This is a genomic window from Aeromonas sp. ASNIH5 (genome assembly GCF_002902865.1).
Classification (GTDB): domain Bacteria; phylum Pseudomonadota; class Gammaproteobacteria; order Enterobacterales; family Aeromonadaceae; genus Aeromonas; species Aeromonas caviae.
Window position 1 is genome coordinate 1,544,643 of the sequence record NZ_CP026122.1, and the last position, 13,748, is coordinate 1,558,390.

Genomic DNA, 13,748 nt, shown 5'->3' on the forward strand with positions numbered 1-13,748 from the left:
AGCGATAGCCGGGGCAACCTTGAGCCCTGCCGCCCCCTTCCCCATCTCGGCCTGCTTGATAAACAGCGTTTTGACCGGATGTGCCTTGAGGAACGCCGCCAACGGTTCACGCTGGGGAGCTGGCAACTGGGCCATCAGGTCACTCAAACCTTGGGCGGTGACACCTTTGACACTGGAGAAGACGCTCTCCACTATCCGCTCTGGCAGGCGCTCGGCCAACGCAGGCTTGGCCGCTTCGCGCTTGGCCACCACCTTGGTCAGGTCTGCCGGGGTCTGGGGACGATAATCAAAGCCGGGGTCGATACCTCTGGGGATCTTGTGCAACTCCCCGGTGGCCTTGTCCACCCACTCATATTTGCCATCATCCGGGGCCTTGCCGACCGCCAAACCGCGCCGCTTGAGGTCTGCCTCGGAGAGCAGGTACTTCTTGCACTTGCAGCCATAGCCGTTACTGGGGCTGTGCGCCTCCCACCAGGGGTGATCAACCGGCAGTACCAAGTTGTTCCACTTGAGGTGCAACTCCCTGGGGTGCTCGGAGTCCCCATGACGATAGAGCGCATAGGGGCGTTTGTGCTTGATGCGCTGGATCTGCTCTTCACGCCCGGCGTTATAGCTCTGGCGCAGGTTGGTCTCGAAGATAACCTGCGAACGCCAGGACGCGGGCCCGGTATGCTCCCAACCGTGGCGGGCCACAATCTCCTTGAACGCCTTCTGAAAGGCCCCGATGGATTGCCCTTCACTGATCGCCTTGTCTACCGCCCCGCGCAGGTCAGCCAGCAGATCCGTCTTGGTGGCCCCCGCCACCATAAAGGCGCGGTTATGGGCATCGCGCCACACATCGGCCCAGCGTTCGCTCGGCATATCGAGCTTCTGGCGAAAGAAGGCGATCGCCTCGGCAAAGGGCAAGGAACCATAGCGAACGGGCATCAGCGGCCCTCCTCCATCTCAAGCATGCCGAGCAGCTCGCTGGCGGCGATGGCTTGCGCCATCAGCGCCCCCAGTTCGTCATGGCTGAGCTCTGGTTCCAGTGCCAACAAGCCATCCCGGATCTCTTCCAGGGTAGTGGCTTGCATCACCAGCGCCTGGACAGCATCGGTCATCCCCGCCAGCAGAGGGGCCGCCTCGGCCTGCAGCCGGGCCAACTGGGCATCGTTGTTATCCCCCTTGTCGGCTTCACCTTTACTTGCAGCCAGCGCGGCCAGTCCCTTTGCCTTGAGCGCGGCCTCTCCCTGCCCGGCCTGTTTGTCAACGATGATCAGTACCTCCTCCCCCTCTTTGGGGGTCGGGATCTGCAACTTATCCCGTACCCACTGCGCCGGGATCTGCATTCCCATCCCCACCAGAGCCCGCAGTGGATAGGCCAAATCGCGCATATCCTCCGGCTCGGTCACATCAAACTCCAACCGGGGGCAACGGCGCGGCCCCTGGTAGCTCTTGCCGTTCAGGGCATAGAGCGGATAAACCAGATCGCGGGTCAGGGTGGCGGCCAGCTGACGCAGGTCGGCATCCCGTACCTCCTGGCGCACCTCGTTATGGACATTGCCCAGGGCATTGGTCGAGCTCTTGCCATCAGCCTGTGAGGTCAAGGTGCCCCCCAGGATGGCCTTGCTCATGGAGCGCTCGCACCACTCCATCATCACCACGAAGGGATCAGCCTGACCACTGGCAGCGTTCTGGAACTCAATCTCCATCCCGCGCGGGATAATGCCCCCGGCGTTATGGCCGATGGAGAGCACCGCCTGCAGCAGGGTGGCCTTCTCTTTTTCGGTCGCCCCTTCCGGGTATTTGCCCAGCCGCACCGGCAGGCCGTAGATTTCCAGAAACTCGGCAAGATCCCGCACACTGTAATTCTTGAACAGGAACGGCCAGACCAGGGTGCGGACAAGGCCGGTGCGAGCCAGATACCCCGATTTTGACTTGGCCTTGTGCAGCAGCCAGCCAAACGGGTTGAGAGCAACCCCTTCCTGGCTGCCGTCTCGCAAGCGCAGCTGATTGCGATCGTCGGGGTGGGTCTGGAACCAGGCAGGGTCGCGCCAGATGATACCCTTGGGGATTTGCAGCCCCTCGACCATCTCCCAGCCGCTGAACTCCTGGGCACTGAACCCCTTGAGGATCCCGTCGGTGGCGTCAAAGATGGCATCATCCAACCAGGTGAAGTCCTCCAGCAGCTCCCGGATAAGCTCGGCATCGCGCTTCTCGGCCGGGGTGGCATTGCGAGGCGGCTCGATTGTCCAACTCACCCCCAGCAGGGCGCGGCGGCGTTTGCCGAGCTCGCTCTGCAGGTGGGCATCCTTCTCCTCCATGTCTTCGGCCAGCTCGCACTGGGCGATCAGGCCCCCTTCCTCGGCCTCTTTCAGTGCAGCAGCTGCTTTGCCTGGGGTCAGCCCGATGGTCGGGTGATCGCTGTAGTGACGGCGCAGCTGGGCCAACTTGGCATCGTTCTCGGTCTGCGGCTCTTTTTCCAGGCTCATGGCTTTGCCATGGATATCAATGATCCTGCCCATTACCAGGCTCCTCGCTCATATCGGTGATAGTCATCGTTGTTGTCGCTGCCATGGTCATCACGTTTACCTGGTAGTGGGGTGAACTCGATGGCGCCCCCCTCCATCCAGCTGGCCCGCACCGCCATGGCCAAGGCCACCGCAAAGTCACCGTGGCGCTGTTGGCCCCCTTGGCCGGTGTTCTTGCCCTTGTCGATCTTGGGGATGCCGTTGATGACCTGGATTTTCCCCAAGTCATCCTGCACGTCTGCATGGCGCGGGATTGTCAGGTTGCCATCCTCGAACTCGGCCTTGAGCTTGGGCATCCACTCCCGATACCAGGGGTCATTGAGCATCACGCACTCGATCATTCCGGCCCCCCAGCGCAAGCGGGCCGCCTCTGCCAGATAGCCGCCGTTACCGGTGGCATCGAAGGCCGCCGCCGTGAAACGGTGCAGCCCCTGCAGCAGGTAGAACAGGATCTGGCGCTGACTCTCATAGGGGGCATTGACCAGCTCCACCACAAAGGGCACCCGTTTGCGCAAGTTGGTGGCGATGGAGAGCGGAACGAACACCGACAAATCGCCCTTGCGGGCGAAGTCCTCTCCAAACGCATGGCGGCAACTGCGATCGAGTGCTTCCAGACAGGGCTTGAGGTTCTCCTCGCACCAGATATCCACCACTGCCTTACGGGTCTCCTCGCTCTGCAGTTCGAAGTCTTTGGGGGCGGTAAAGCGCAGAATAGGGATATCCGGTTGCATCGCCCGCTCGATCAGGGTGCGCTTGATATAGACGCCGCTGCTCTGCTTGGGTACGCAGAAATACTCCTCAAGGGCATCCTCTTCGGTGGCGGTGGCCTTGAGCAGCCCCGCCTTCCAGGCGTCCTCTGCTTCCTGTGTCCAAAGGCCGTCCTTGACCTGGCAGATCCGGCGATAGAGCCCCTGGCGGCAAGCATCGTCCAGGCTGATGGTATGGATGGAATACTCTTTGCGGCCCGCTCGGCTGTCGTTGATGAGCTGGTTAAACAGGTTATCGACGCCGTTATGGGTACTGATCAAGCGCACCTTGGCGCCCCACATGGTCAGCGCCATGGCGGCCTTCAACACCTCGGCCAGTCGGTCGTGGAAAGCAGCCTCGTCGATGGTCACATTGCCCTGCATCCCCCGCAGGTTGGAGGGGTTGCTGGAGAGCGCCTGCACCTTGAAGCCAGAGGCGAAATAGACCACGAAGGTGAGGATCGCTTTATCCTCATCGTCGGTGAACACCTCCTCCTGGATCTCACCGGCCGCCTTGTTGTACGCCTTGGCCCACATCGCCACCGCATCGATAAACTCGCGGGCCATCTCCTTGTTGCTGCCCACATAAAAGTGGTGGCAACCCCCGGCCGTCTTGGTCTTGGAGGCCGTCAGGGCAGCGTCGGCCGCCTCAGCCCAGGTGATACCGGTACGGCGGCTCTTCTCGGCAATCTTGAGCGGGCTCTCGTCGGCAATCCAGATCCGTTGGTACGGCAGCAACACCTCGTCGGAGTTGTATTCGGTACCCAGGGTCTGGGCTAACTGCTGGGCGATAGGGGTCTGAGCAATGGCGGTCATCAGGCAATCCCCAGGATTTCGCGGCGTATCTCGGCGGCGGCTTCACCGCTCAAGCCCGCCTGAGTTACGATGGCTTCAGTCTTGGCGGCGATCTCTTCGGCAAATGCCTGGCGGATCTCTTTCTCCCGCTTATGACTCTGCATGGCTGTGGATTCGAGCCGCTGAGCCGCCAGCATGGCGTTTTTCAGCATGTCGATATCCACCGCCTCCTCCGGGTTCTGTACCTGAGCCAGCATCGCCTTGAACAACTGGGAACGGCCCAGCTCCAGAATGAGCTTGGTGGTCTCCCCCATCGGCTTGTCGCCAAGCTGGGAGGTCAAGGCGGCCGTGGTTTCGCGCAAATCCCGCAGGTGCTGGCCGACCTGTTCAACCTGGCTGGCATGACGGCTTAACCCGGAGCGGGAAAGCTTGAGATCATCGGGCAACCCCGCCTCCTCGATCAGACCGTTGATTTCATCCAGGATGGCGGCCTGACTGTTGCCTTTGTCCCGCAGCATCTCGTTGAGCGCGTTGCGGATAGACTCAGGCAGCAGCCACACCTTGCTGGCGCGGCCTCGGGTCGGTTTCTCGGCCATGCTTAATCCTCCGCTCGGGGCTTCTTGACGCCGGGCACCGTTGCACGGCCCTCTGCCGCGTCCTGCCCACGACCGGTCAAGTGAGCCACCTGCACCGTGGCCAGTCGCTCGATGCGCACCAGCCCCTGCTCTTCCAGCCAGGCCAGCAGGGTCTTCACCCGATCCCGCGTCACCCGGCCGGTACCCAGCTGGTCGAGGCAGTCATTGAGGATTGACTCGTTGGCGGCACCACCGATATCCAGCAGGGAGCGCAGGATCACCAGCCGCTGCTGGGCGTCCAATATTTGTTGAATGCTCATGGCTTCTCCTTCTGTACGGCGGCGAGCTCATTTTCCAACAGCAGATCGGCAAGGCGACGGGCTTGGCGCAGCTCCGGCTTCACCTCCCGCAACTCCCCCCGCAACTCGCTGATCTCCAACTGCAGCTTGTGCAGCTCACGCTCGCTCGGCAGATCAGCCAGTACCTGCTCCACCCGCTGGACTCTCTGCACCAGGGCAGTGAGGTCTTCGCGCTTGGCGTAGGTTTTGGAGAGCAAGATGATGACCACCAGACCCACCAGGCTGGCCAACGCATAGAGCGGGCCCCAGTTCTTAACGATGAAATCCCACACGGGTCGCCTCCTTGCGCTCATACAGGGTCTGGCACTCAATACAGCGCTCGGCACCAGGCTCGGCGGCAAGGCGGGAGGGCGGGATGGCTTCGTCACAATCGCAGCAGATACCATCACCGTGTGGCCTTGCCCTGTTCTGGTGGGCTTCGATAATGCGCCCAGTCCGATCGGCATCGGCCTGCTGGGCGCGGTCTATGAGGTTTGTCACATGACCTCTCTCGTATGGCTACTAACGGACGGTATGTGTCGCCTTGATGCGGCCCCAGATGGCGAGCAGGCCACCCACCGCACTGGCCAGATCCACCAGGGTGGATGCCAAGCTGGCTTGGGTACCCGCATCGACCGGCACACCGAACAGGCCCGCAATACCGGCCCCCACGGCAATCACACCACCGATCACGGTGCGGCTTTTAAAGGCAGATTTCGTTTGAGGTAACAGGGAATCAGGCATGATGGACTTCCTTCTTTTTGGGGTGAAATAACGGAGGTTGGCAATGACGGGCACGGGCCCGCAGGCGATCCAGTTCGGTCACCGAACGCCACCCTTTCTCGAACAGGGATTGAAGGGTCTGGTGGTGGCTATAGAGCGGGATCGCCTTCGGGTCAGCGATCTGATTGGCCAAGGCGGCCTTGAGATGGGCTTTGCGCCCATCCTTGAAGCAAGCGAGATAGCGGGGGTTCTTGAGCTCAGGAATGCCAAAGTAGCCCGCAGCCTGGATCGCGACCGCCACCTTCTGTTGCTTGATGGACAGCACGCTCATGCCACCACCTCGCCAACCACGTCGGAAAGGAGGTAGCTCTGCAGACGCAGCAGCCGGTTGATCCAGCCATCGGCATTGGCCCATTGACTCGGGTCTTTGCGCACAATTCCGTGCATGAAGCTGGCCCGCTGCATCATCAGCGCCAGCAGGAACGGGCCTTCGCCCTTGGCGCCCAGTTGCTGTTTGAGCCTACCAATCGACACTGGGCCAAAGCGGCCATCTGCCATCACCCCCAAGACCTGCTGCAGCTGTTGGATGGCGCGTTTCGGCCCGTGATGCACCGCTGCATCAAACACGGCGATAGAAAGGGCCGGGCTTAAGCTGGCAATCAGGTCACAGCTGGCGGGAGCCCAGTAGTTCTGGCGGTAAAATGGCTCGGTATGGGCGGGGGTCAGATCACCGATAGCGATATCGGGTACCCCATCCCGATCGAGGTCGGCCATGCCGTCCTTCTTGCCATCGGCGGCATCGGCAATGCCGTACTTGGTATGACCACCACGGTCGGCGGGATGGTTGACTTCGCCCCCTTCCACATCGGGACGGAGCAGCCATTTAAGAGCGAGTGATAACATAAAGGCCCCTCGGTGAACTGCGTTATCAGCAGCGTACCGAGGGGCCTCTATGGCTGGGGTTTATGGTGGGTTACTTCAAGTTAGTGTGAATGGTGCTTCTTAAAGTCCAGCATCATTATGTTCTTTAATTTCTTCGTCACAGATATTTTTATTGGAGAAGCTATATTCGAGCGACAAATACCCTTCTTGTCCATTGGTTGCATTGGCCACAAGGGCGACTTGAGATAGATCATTTGGCAATGACTTCTTCCCTCCCTCCCAAACACTGAAGAGGTAACGATCCTCTTTATGTAAACCCATCATCCAATCCTGAGGCTCCTTCCATATTGAACCAGCGACTAAAAAGTCAGTTCTCTTGTGGGAGCCATATCTTTCATCTAATTTTTTTTCAAAATCATCATATTGGCTCTTTAATTGAACGCCGTGACCATTTGCCATGATATCTTTTCCAATCCCTTTAACCCAGCAGAGTCCTGATTTGTCAGATATTTTCACTGCATACTGTTCAAATTGAGGGTGAGGTTTGGGTGGATTATCAAACAGATAAACCCCTTTACCGGCCGGTTTAAGCTGCCCTTTAAACATCTCCGTTGTCATACCCATGGCCAAGCCAAATGGGCCGTCGGCAACAAGCATTGGATTATCATCAGCTATTGACTCCGGTGCTGGTGCTGACACTACTGTATTAGTTTGGGTTGCTGTAGTGGTCTCAATAGGTTTAGTTGCTGGTGCTGACTCCACGGAGGTTCCGATAGTCATTGATAATCCATATTTCGCAACCAAATGTTGCTGCTCTAACATCGCCAATGTCTGTTCTTGAGTTGCGACCGTAGACTGACTAATTGCTGCAATAAGACCACCGCTATACATGGCCGCTTTCGCCTTAGCCTCAACCAATTGCTGTTTTACCTGCTCAATTTCACTTTGCAGTGACTGAGCACGTCCTGGGTCAGGTTGACTGGTAGGTGCAATGACTGTCACCTTTGCACCAGTTTCAATAGCTTGAATGCGCTGGTTAACTATGTCTCTGCTCAACTTCAGTGTTTCTTCTCGAACCTGCTTGATGGTCTTAATCAGTCCACCGTTGTACTGTGCAATTTCGCCAGTAACAGTCTCGATTTCTTGCTCCAACTCGGCGTTTTTCAAGATAGTTGTCGCGCAAAGCTGTTTTAAGCAGCCTCTTTCTGCTCCGGCTCGGGTTTCTCGGGCCGCTCCGGATTTAGCATCACGGCACCGATAGGTGTCCAGTCTCGCGTCTTGCCACTCCACCTCGCTGGGTGTTGTGCTCGGGCGGCCTGGTACACAGCATCCCGTTTCGCCAGCAGGGCTTTATCGTCACCCCGATGCCGCTCGTTGGGTGTGACGAAGCGGATACGGCTATGCCGGTGCTCTTCGTTATACCAGGCCATAAAGTCGCGCACCCACTCCCTGGCCGCTTCCAGACTGGCAAAGCCGTCTGATGGCCACTGCGGACAGTACTTCAGCGTCCTGAACAATGACTCCGAGTACGGATTATCGTTGCTGACCCGAGGCCGTCCCCGCGAGGGCGTGACACCCAGGTCATGCATCTTGGTCAGCAGCGTGACTGACTTCATTGGCGCGCCGTTGTCCGAGTGCAAGACCAGCGGCTGCTTCCAGCACTGCTCGCGGATGATGCTCCGTTGCAGCAACGCCGCCGCCCGTTCACCGCACTCTTGCTCATGCACTTCCCAGCCCACCCCTTTGCGGCTGTAGATGTCCTCTATCAGATAGAGGTAGTAATACTGGCCGCGCACGAGTGACGGCAAGTAGGTGATATCCCAGGACCACACTTGATTGGGCCCAGTCGCGGTATGGCTGGTTGGTACCGGCACATGACGCGGTGGCTGGCTCCGGCCACGCCTGTGCTGCTGGTCAGCCGCCAGCAAGATGCGATAGAAGCTCGACTCACTGGCCAAGTAGCGCCCCTGGTCGGCCAGCCGTGGCACAATTTGACTCGGCGGCAACGAGGCGAACTCCTGGCTATTGCAGACGTCCAGCACGGCCTGCCGCTCCTCTGGGCTCAATGCATGAGCAGGTATGGAACGAACCGCATCCGGTCGCCTATCGGCACTCAGCTCAGGCCCGGCCAACCAGCGCTGGAGCGTGCGCAGACTCAGCCCCAACACCTCGGCCGCAGGATGCTTGCGGGCGCCAGCTTCAAGCGCTTCGCGCCACCATGCAACGTATTGCTGCCGCTCTGGCAACGAGGTCAGTTGTCCTCGTCGACGTTGCTCCAGTAGGCATCGAGCTTTTTTTGCAATATCAGCAGAGCTGCCGCCTCGGCCAGGGCCTTGTCTTTGCGCCGCAGCTCTTGCTCCAGTTGCCGGATACGCTTCTTGTCCGCTTTGGCCTGTGCCTTCTCCGCCTGTTGTAAGGTACGAGCGGATTGCTGGCCCAGAATACAGGCTTGGCGCCATTGCTGGACTTGCTCGGGATAGAGACCCTTACGGCGGCAGTACTCACTGAGTTCAATCTCGGAAAGCGCAGCGGTTTCCAGCACGACGGCGAACTTGGCCTCGGCGGGCCATTCATCGGTCAGTTTGTTGTCCCCGGGCACAGGAGACCCTCCGTCTTTGGCGTGTTTGCGCCAATTATACAGAGTGACCTCGCTGATGTTTTCCTGCCGAGCCAACTCGGCCACCGACATATTGATGGGCGGCAGCAGCTTCTTGAGCAAAGCAGCCTTGCGCTCACTTGAATAACGAGCCATTCGACACTCTTTATCCGCCCCCGGTCTTCACATTTAGATTATTCAGATTAGGCGACAACTATTCTGACACCGGGGGAACTCACCCCTTTCCTGTTTAAGCTGATTGACTAACTCTTGCTCTTGTGGGGTCAAAGTTCTTTGCTCATTACAAGCTGGAAGGATAAATATTGAACACACCAATAATGCTATCTGAGTTTTTTTAAGCATTGCATCCCCTAATACCTGATTCATTTACTAATCATCAACTCTTGTACGGAGAGTAACTTAATCCATACGGCATCCGAACACTGATAAGCCAGCCATAAAAATGAACCTCATCAAATGAGGTCCTTTCATATCTGTGATGAAGTACGCAATTTACTGACAGCCACCTCAGTTACCTAAACAGGTCTGGCTGATATCGCAGTCGAGTCAGTTGCCGCTGTTCCGCCACCACCGCATAGGTCTGCGGCACCGACAGGCCATGCTTGCGCGCCAGCTGGTCGATATTGCGACCGTTAAACTCATCCCAGATGGCCCGATCACGCAGCGCGGCCTTGAGATGATCCCCGGTGGGGATGTAGTAGGCACGCCCCCCCATGTAATGGGCCTGTACCAGCGCCAACTTGCGGGCCTGAGCCTTGGCCAGATCCGGCTCCATCCCCCCTCTGACCAATTCGCAGGTCAGCACATCGACCAGCTCACTCAGGGCTTTTGGCCATTTGGCCGTCAGTTCGGTGGTCGGGATCTGATCCAGGCGATCGACAAGCTGCCCCAGCGACTCATGATCATCGGCGAACAAGTCCAGATTCTCAGCGTTAACGTCCATCACTCATCTCCTCAAACGCCGCCACAACGGCCTGATACCCGGCCACTCGCCCGGACTTCCCATTGGTGGGGACGGTTTTCTTGGCCGCGACAAGCCGGGCAACCATCTCCCGCTTGTGCCAGTTTTTCAGCGACTCAAGCACCTGGTAAGCCAACCCATCGGTGAGCCAGGCCACCTCTGCAACGCCGATGCCGTTGTTAAGCCGTACTGTTTGCCGCTCAACATAGTGATTCAAGGCCGTCTCGCTGCCATCGCGCAGCAGGCCGTGGCGGTGCATGGTGATCCATACTGCCCTGATCACATTTATCTCGGCGGTTTTGGCATGGGCCCCACGGGCTGGGCTTAAACGCTTGATCCCTCCCGCTTTAACAGGGCGTTTAACCGTCGGTTTAAACCCTGCCCCCTTCATGGCCAGCAGCACCTTGTCCAGCTCCTGGATTGTCAACTCGGCCGCCGAACGCTTGCCGCTCTGCAGCTCAAGCAACGCCCGATAAGTCTCCTCATCGAGCCCCAGGGTGCGCCTGCCAACCTGAACCAGACGGATCAGGCGGGTACGATCACCACTCTGCGCAGCATTTGGCTGATTGTTAGCTAAGGTGTTCAATTCCCCCTCCCCGTCTTTTTCATCCAGATTTGCCCAGCAGCCACCACATCCGGCCCACTGCGCCACTGAGGACAATGGCTATCGAGCCACTGCTCAGCCTGCTGCTGGCTCAGGTTGCCAAACTTCATTACGTAGGCCAGCAGTCGTTGCCAGTTAGACATGGCCATGGCTGACCTCCAGCGCCGCCGTTCTGGCTTGCTGCAGCTCAGCCACCAGTTGCCAGCGCATCTGGCTTGCTTCCCCCGCCAGGGCAAATAACCCCTGGGCGCGGGCCTCTCTAATAAACTGTTTGAGCTGTTTGCACACAGCCCGTTTTTCAGCGGCCTCCAGTGCAATGGCTGCGGTGCTGAATATCTTGGTAAGCCGAATATCCATCTCTGTTTTAGTCATCGCCGTGCTCCTTTATCGAGGCGGTGAAGACCTGGGCCCAGATCGTTTGGTTGCTCATCAGTACCCGGCCACCACACCGGATAGACAGGGCGGCAGTGCCGCCCTGTTTCGCATCGGGCTATTACTCGAACTGCAGTGGCGTCACCTCTTGATGCTCCTCGGCATTGAGGGGCGCAGGCCCCAGCCCCAGCGCCCAGAGCAAGGCGGCCTTGATGCCATCCTCATAGGTGTCGTCGGGGTAGCAGGTACCCTCGGTTTCGGTGATTTGATCACAGAGCAGCAGTTGCTCTTCGGCTTTTTCCACGTTGATTTCCATCACACCTCCTCCCTATACCTTGGCCAGATCCAGGCTCATCTGGATGTAACGCCCCTGGGCGTCACGCTCATAGAGCCGCAGATATTGGCTGGTACCGGTCACCTGAATGGCATCGGCGATCGCCTGCATGGCCTGCTCCCAGTCGGCGTCTTCGATGTTGAGCTGACGAAGGGAGAGCACTTGGTTCACGTCGATATGACCCGCCTTGGAGACCCGAAAAGCGTGGTCAACCAGGGCCCGCAGCTTGGCATCAGCCCCATCGCTCCAGCGCGCGATGCACTGGTCAATCAGTACCTTGGCGGCCTGGATCCGTTCATCAAATTTGCGGTGCTCCCCCACCGCCCGAATGAGCTTGTAACGACCATCAAAACTGAGCAGGGTCACGTTGCCCTTGGTACCGCCCCACGCCACGCCATACTGCTCGGATGACAGGTCAATAAAGTCGTTGATCTGCTGCATGGCGCTAATCTTGAAGGCGGCCAGCTGCGAACGCTGCTCACGGGCAGCAGCAATGACACCCATCACCACTTCATCGCGCAGCTTGTCAGCCGGGGCGATCAGGTTTTCCGGTACCCAGTGCCCCTGGGCGTTCTGGCGCATCGGGGTTGTACTGCTGGTTTGTGCTTCTTGCATGGGCTTCTCCTTAATGGATCTTGTTGCTGCCGGGCATCTGATAGCACACGGCAGCAGCCTGCTGTTTCACTGGGCCGAGTACCTGCTCTTCCATGTGAGTCGCACGGCAAAATTCGAGGAACTTGGGTAATTGGCGCAGCACGACCTTGGCCAGTGCTTCGTCTTCGATATCGAGCTCTATCTTGGCCATCTCCATTCTCCTTATTGGCGCCAGTGCAGCAGGCAGCCGCCAAAGCGCACCAGGGCGACCTCCCGAACCACGCCAGCCAGGCATTCGCGGCTTAATACGGCGCGGGCCTTCATTGCTTGTGGCAGAGGGCCAGTGACGGCCAGCAGCGGGGTGTGGCGCACCTGGCTGGTGCGGACTTCATATCCTCTGGCCGTCAACCAGTGGCTGAGCTGTTCGGCAGTCTTGTGCAAATTGCTGCGCAGATTCTTTTTCATCCCGTTCTCCTTGTGATTCATCACCGGGCCCACTGCTTATTCCGAGCCCAACCCCTGCCAACCGTTATTTGCCTTCTTGCTTGTCGAGCAGTCGGTTGTATTTGATACCCATGATTTTCAGTTCTTCCGCCAGCAGCTCACTCAGGATGCGTAGCGACGAACTGGCATTCTCGCCATCGCTCTTGGCCTGACGGCGTAACCTGGAGAGGGTGGCCTCGGCGTCATAGCGAGCCGTTTTCTGTGACCCTTTGCCCTGCTCTACCGATAACCGCATCGGGCGGCGCAGTTGTTGCTCCTCCGTCAGCTGGCTATGGGGACAACCTGAGCGGCAAGCCTTCCAGAGCTTGATATCCATCGGGCTGCTACCCACATCACTGGGGCCACGGCGTTGATGGGCAAGGCACTGGTGAGCCGGGATATCCCCCAGAATGGGACACCTCACCTTGTTGCCCATCAGGGCCCCCTCCACTAAGGTCTGTACCCTTGCCATATCGCCGGGATACTTTTCGTTGCAGACCTGACTGATGGTGGTGCGAGAAAGCCCAAGCTTCTCTGCCACCTGGGCCAGCGAGCTGGCCGCCACTTCGGCCTGCAATACTTCAAGCCACGTGCCCATGCTCACCCTCCTCAAACTGGAATGGATAAAGCCGCTGCTGGTTCTGATCCCAACAACCGTTTTCTCTTTTCATCGGAGAAAAGCGCCCCGTATCACGGATCAATTGATAGATGTTTGTAAGTCCGTATTTGTCCTGAACAGACAGCCTTGGATTAACCCTGACAGCCAATCTCACATATCCCGCCAGAACCAATTGATTGGTGTAATGCCAAGCAGTATTGCGGTTGGTATTCGCGGTAATCATCAGGTCAGTCAGAGTAAATCGGCGACTTATCTTCATGGTGTTCCAGAGCTTCTGTTGCACGGTTTTGCGCTTGCTTCGACACTTGTTATACCGGCGTTTAACCGTCAGACCTTCGGCGTCCAAAGGACGCACACCACTACCCAGTGGGGGCGAAATCGTAGGATCCACGACTTGATAAATTCGCTGCCGCCTCTGAGCTTTGGGTGATATGAGTCGGATATATCCACCAGATAGCCAAGCGTTGATCACCCGATACATCTGTTGCTTATTGATCTCGACACCTTTGATGACCTCTTGCACAGAGAAGCTCTCCTGCTGACAGATCCAATTCCAGGCGAACTCTGTTTTGGTTTCGTTTTTTGTCTGAACCAC

General features: G+C 58.2%; 21 protein-coding genes, 1 other RNA gene and 1 pseudogene. All 23 read right to left on the reverse strand.

Going from position 1 to position 13,748, the window contains the following annotated elements; genetic code table 11:
• Nucleotides 1–486: 486 nt before the first annotated feature.
• A pseudogene (locus C2U30_RS23155) lies at nucleotides 487–927 on the reverse strand (phage head morphogenesis protein); the annotation flags it as partial.
• Nucleotides 927–2,504, reverse strand: coding sequence for a DUF935 domain-containing protein (locus C2U30_RS06840; RefSeq protein WP_103243486.1), 1,578 nt, complete (start codon nucleotides 2,502–2,504; stop codon nucleotides 927–929). The gene C2U30_RS06840 and the pseudogene C2U30_RS23155, both read right to left, overlap by 1 nt.
• On the reverse strand, nucleotides 2,504–4,072 hold the full coding sequence (locus C2U30_RS06845; protein ID WP_103243487.1) for a terminase large subunit domain-containing protein: 1,569 nt from the start codon (nucleotides 4,070–4,072) through the stop codon (nucleotides 2,504–2,506). The genes C2U30_RS06840 and C2U30_RS06845 overlap by 1 nt, the downstream gene beginning before the upstream one ends.
• Nucleotides 4,072–4,647, reverse strand: a complete 576-nt coding sequence (locus tag C2U30_RS06850; protein ID WP_058059546.1) for a DUF3486 family protein — start codon at nucleotides 4,645–4,647, stop codon at nucleotides 4,072–4,074. Before C2U30_RS06850 ends, C2U30_RS06845 begins: the two co-directional genes overlap by 1 nt.
• Before the next feature lie 2 nt (nucleotides 4,648–4,649).
• On the reverse strand, nucleotides 4,650–4,946 hold the full coding sequence (locus C2U30_RS06855; RefSeq protein WP_005345917.1) for a VpaChn25_0724 family phage protein: 297 nt from the start codon (nucleotides 4,944–4,946) through the stop codon (nucleotides 4,650–4,652).
• On the reverse strand, nucleotides 4,943–5,257 hold the full coding sequence (locus tag C2U30_RS06860; RefSeq protein ID WP_005345918.1) for a DUF2730 family protein: 315 nt from the start codon (nucleotides 5,255–5,257) through the stop codon (nucleotides 4,943–4,945). Before C2U30_RS06860 ends, C2U30_RS06855 begins: the two co-directional genes overlap by 4 nt.
• Nucleotides 5,238–5,465 (reverse strand): TraR/DksA C4-type zinc finger protein, encoded by a 228-nt coding sequence (locus tag C2U30_RS06865; RefSeq protein ID WP_095592516.1) that lies wholly within the window; start codon nucleotides 5,463–5,465, stop codon nucleotides 5,238–5,240. The genes C2U30_RS06860 and C2U30_RS06865 overlap by 20 nt, the downstream gene beginning before the upstream one ends.
• Nucleotides 5,466–5,486: 21 nt before the next feature.
• A complete protein-coding gene (locus tag C2U30_RS06870; RefSeq protein WP_103243488.1) occupies nucleotides 5,487–5,708 on the reverse strand; it encodes a hypothetical protein in 222 nt (73 codons plus the stop codon).
• On the reverse strand, nucleotides 5,701–6,018 hold the full coding sequence (locus C2U30_RS06875) for a hypothetical protein (RefSeq protein ID WP_103243489.1): 318 nt from the start codon (nucleotides 6,016–6,018) through the stop codon (nucleotides 5,701–5,703). The genes C2U30_RS06870 and C2U30_RS06875 overlap by 8 nt, the downstream gene beginning before the upstream one ends.
• Nucleotides 6,015–6,590 (reverse strand): glycoside hydrolase family 108 protein, encoded by a 576-nt coding sequence (locus C2U30_RS06880; RefSeq protein ID WP_103243490.1) that lies wholly within the window; start codon nucleotides 6,588–6,590, stop codon nucleotides 6,015–6,017. The genes C2U30_RS06875 and C2U30_RS06880 overlap by 4 nt, the downstream gene beginning before the upstream one ends.
• Nucleotides 6,591–6,689: 99 nt before the next feature.
• Nucleotides 6,690–7,736 (reverse strand): hypothetical protein, encoded by a 1,047-nt coding sequence (locus C2U30_RS06885; RefSeq protein WP_103243491.1) that lies wholly within the window; start codon nucleotides 7,734–7,736, stop codon nucleotides 6,690–6,692.
• Nucleotides 7,737–7,759: 23 nt separating this feature from the next.
• A protein-coding gene (locus tag C2U30_RS06890; protein ID WP_103242920.1) for an IS3-like element ISAs20 family transposase occupies nucleotides 7,760–9,321 on the reverse strand; the annotation gives its coding sequence in 2 pieces (ribosomal slippage) (nucleotides 7,760–8,859 and nucleotides 8,859–9,321; 1,563 coding nt in all).
• Nucleotides 9,322–9,697: 376 nt separating this feature from the next.
• The gene (locus tag C2U30_RS06895; protein WP_103243492.1) at nucleotides 9,698–10,129 is read right to left on the reverse strand and encodes a Mor transcription activator family protein; all 432 of its coding nucleotides are present in this window, start codon (nucleotides 10,127–10,129) and stop codon (nucleotides 9,698–9,700) included.
• Nucleotides 10,119–10,733, reverse strand: coding sequence for a gp16 family protein (locus C2U30_RS06900; RefSeq protein WP_103243493.1), 615 nt, complete (start codon nucleotides 10,731–10,733; stop codon nucleotides 10,119–10,121). The genes C2U30_RS06895 and C2U30_RS06900 overlap by 11 nt, the downstream gene beginning before the upstream one ends.
• The gene (locus tag C2U30_RS22765; protein WP_182721786.1) at nucleotides 10,730–10,900 is read right to left on the reverse strand and encodes a hypothetical protein; all 171 of its coding nucleotides are present in this window, start codon (nucleotides 10,898–10,900) and stop codon (nucleotides 10,730–10,732) included. The genes C2U30_RS06900 and C2U30_RS22765 overlap by 4 nt, the downstream gene beginning before the upstream one ends.
• Entirely contained in the window at nucleotides 10,887–11,123 is a 237-nt protein-coding gene (locus C2U30_RS06905; RefSeq protein ID WP_103243494.1) for a hypothetical protein, read from the reverse strand. The genes C2U30_RS22765 and C2U30_RS06905 overlap by 14 nt, the downstream gene beginning before the upstream one ends.
• A gap of 44 nt (nucleotides 11,124–11,167) precedes the next feature.
• Nucleotides 11,168–11,237: hammerhead ribozyme type II (locus C2U30_RS06910), an RNA gene on the reverse strand.
• 7 nt (nucleotides 11,238–11,244) lie between these two features.
• The gene (locus tag C2U30_RS06915) at nucleotides 11,245–11,439 is read right to left on the reverse strand and encodes a hypothetical protein (protein ID WP_103243495.1); all 195 of its coding nucleotides are present in this window, start codon (nucleotides 11,437–11,439) and stop codon (nucleotides 11,245–11,247) included.
• 12 nt (nucleotides 11,440–11,451) lie between these two features.
• Entirely contained in the window at nucleotides 11,452–12,072 is a 621-nt protein-coding gene (locus C2U30_RS06920) for a DUF3164 family protein (RefSeq protein WP_103243496.1), read from the reverse strand.
• Between the two features lie 10 nt (nucleotides 12,073–12,082).
• On the reverse strand, nucleotides 12,083–12,262 hold the full coding sequence (locus tag C2U30_RS06925) for a hypothetical protein (RefSeq protein ID WP_103243497.1): 180 nt from the start codon (nucleotides 12,260–12,262) through the stop codon (nucleotides 12,083–12,085).
• 11 nt (nucleotides 12,263–12,273) lie between these two features.
• Nucleotides 12,274–12,516, reverse strand: coding sequence for a hypothetical protein (locus C2U30_RS06930; protein WP_016350110.1), 243 nt, complete (start codon nucleotides 12,514–12,516; stop codon nucleotides 12,274–12,276).
• Between the two features lie 64 nt (nucleotides 12,517–12,580).
• Entirely contained in the window at nucleotides 12,581–13,132 is a 552-nt protein-coding gene (locus C2U30_RS06935; protein ID WP_016350109.1) for a transcriptional regulator, read from the reverse strand.
• Nucleotides 13,116–13,748, reverse strand: coding sequence for a hypothetical protein (locus tag C2U30_RS06940; protein WP_016350108.1), 633 nt, complete (start codon nucleotides 13,746–13,748; stop codon nucleotides 13,116–13,118). Before C2U30_RS06940 ends, C2U30_RS06935 begins: the two co-directional genes overlap by 17 nt.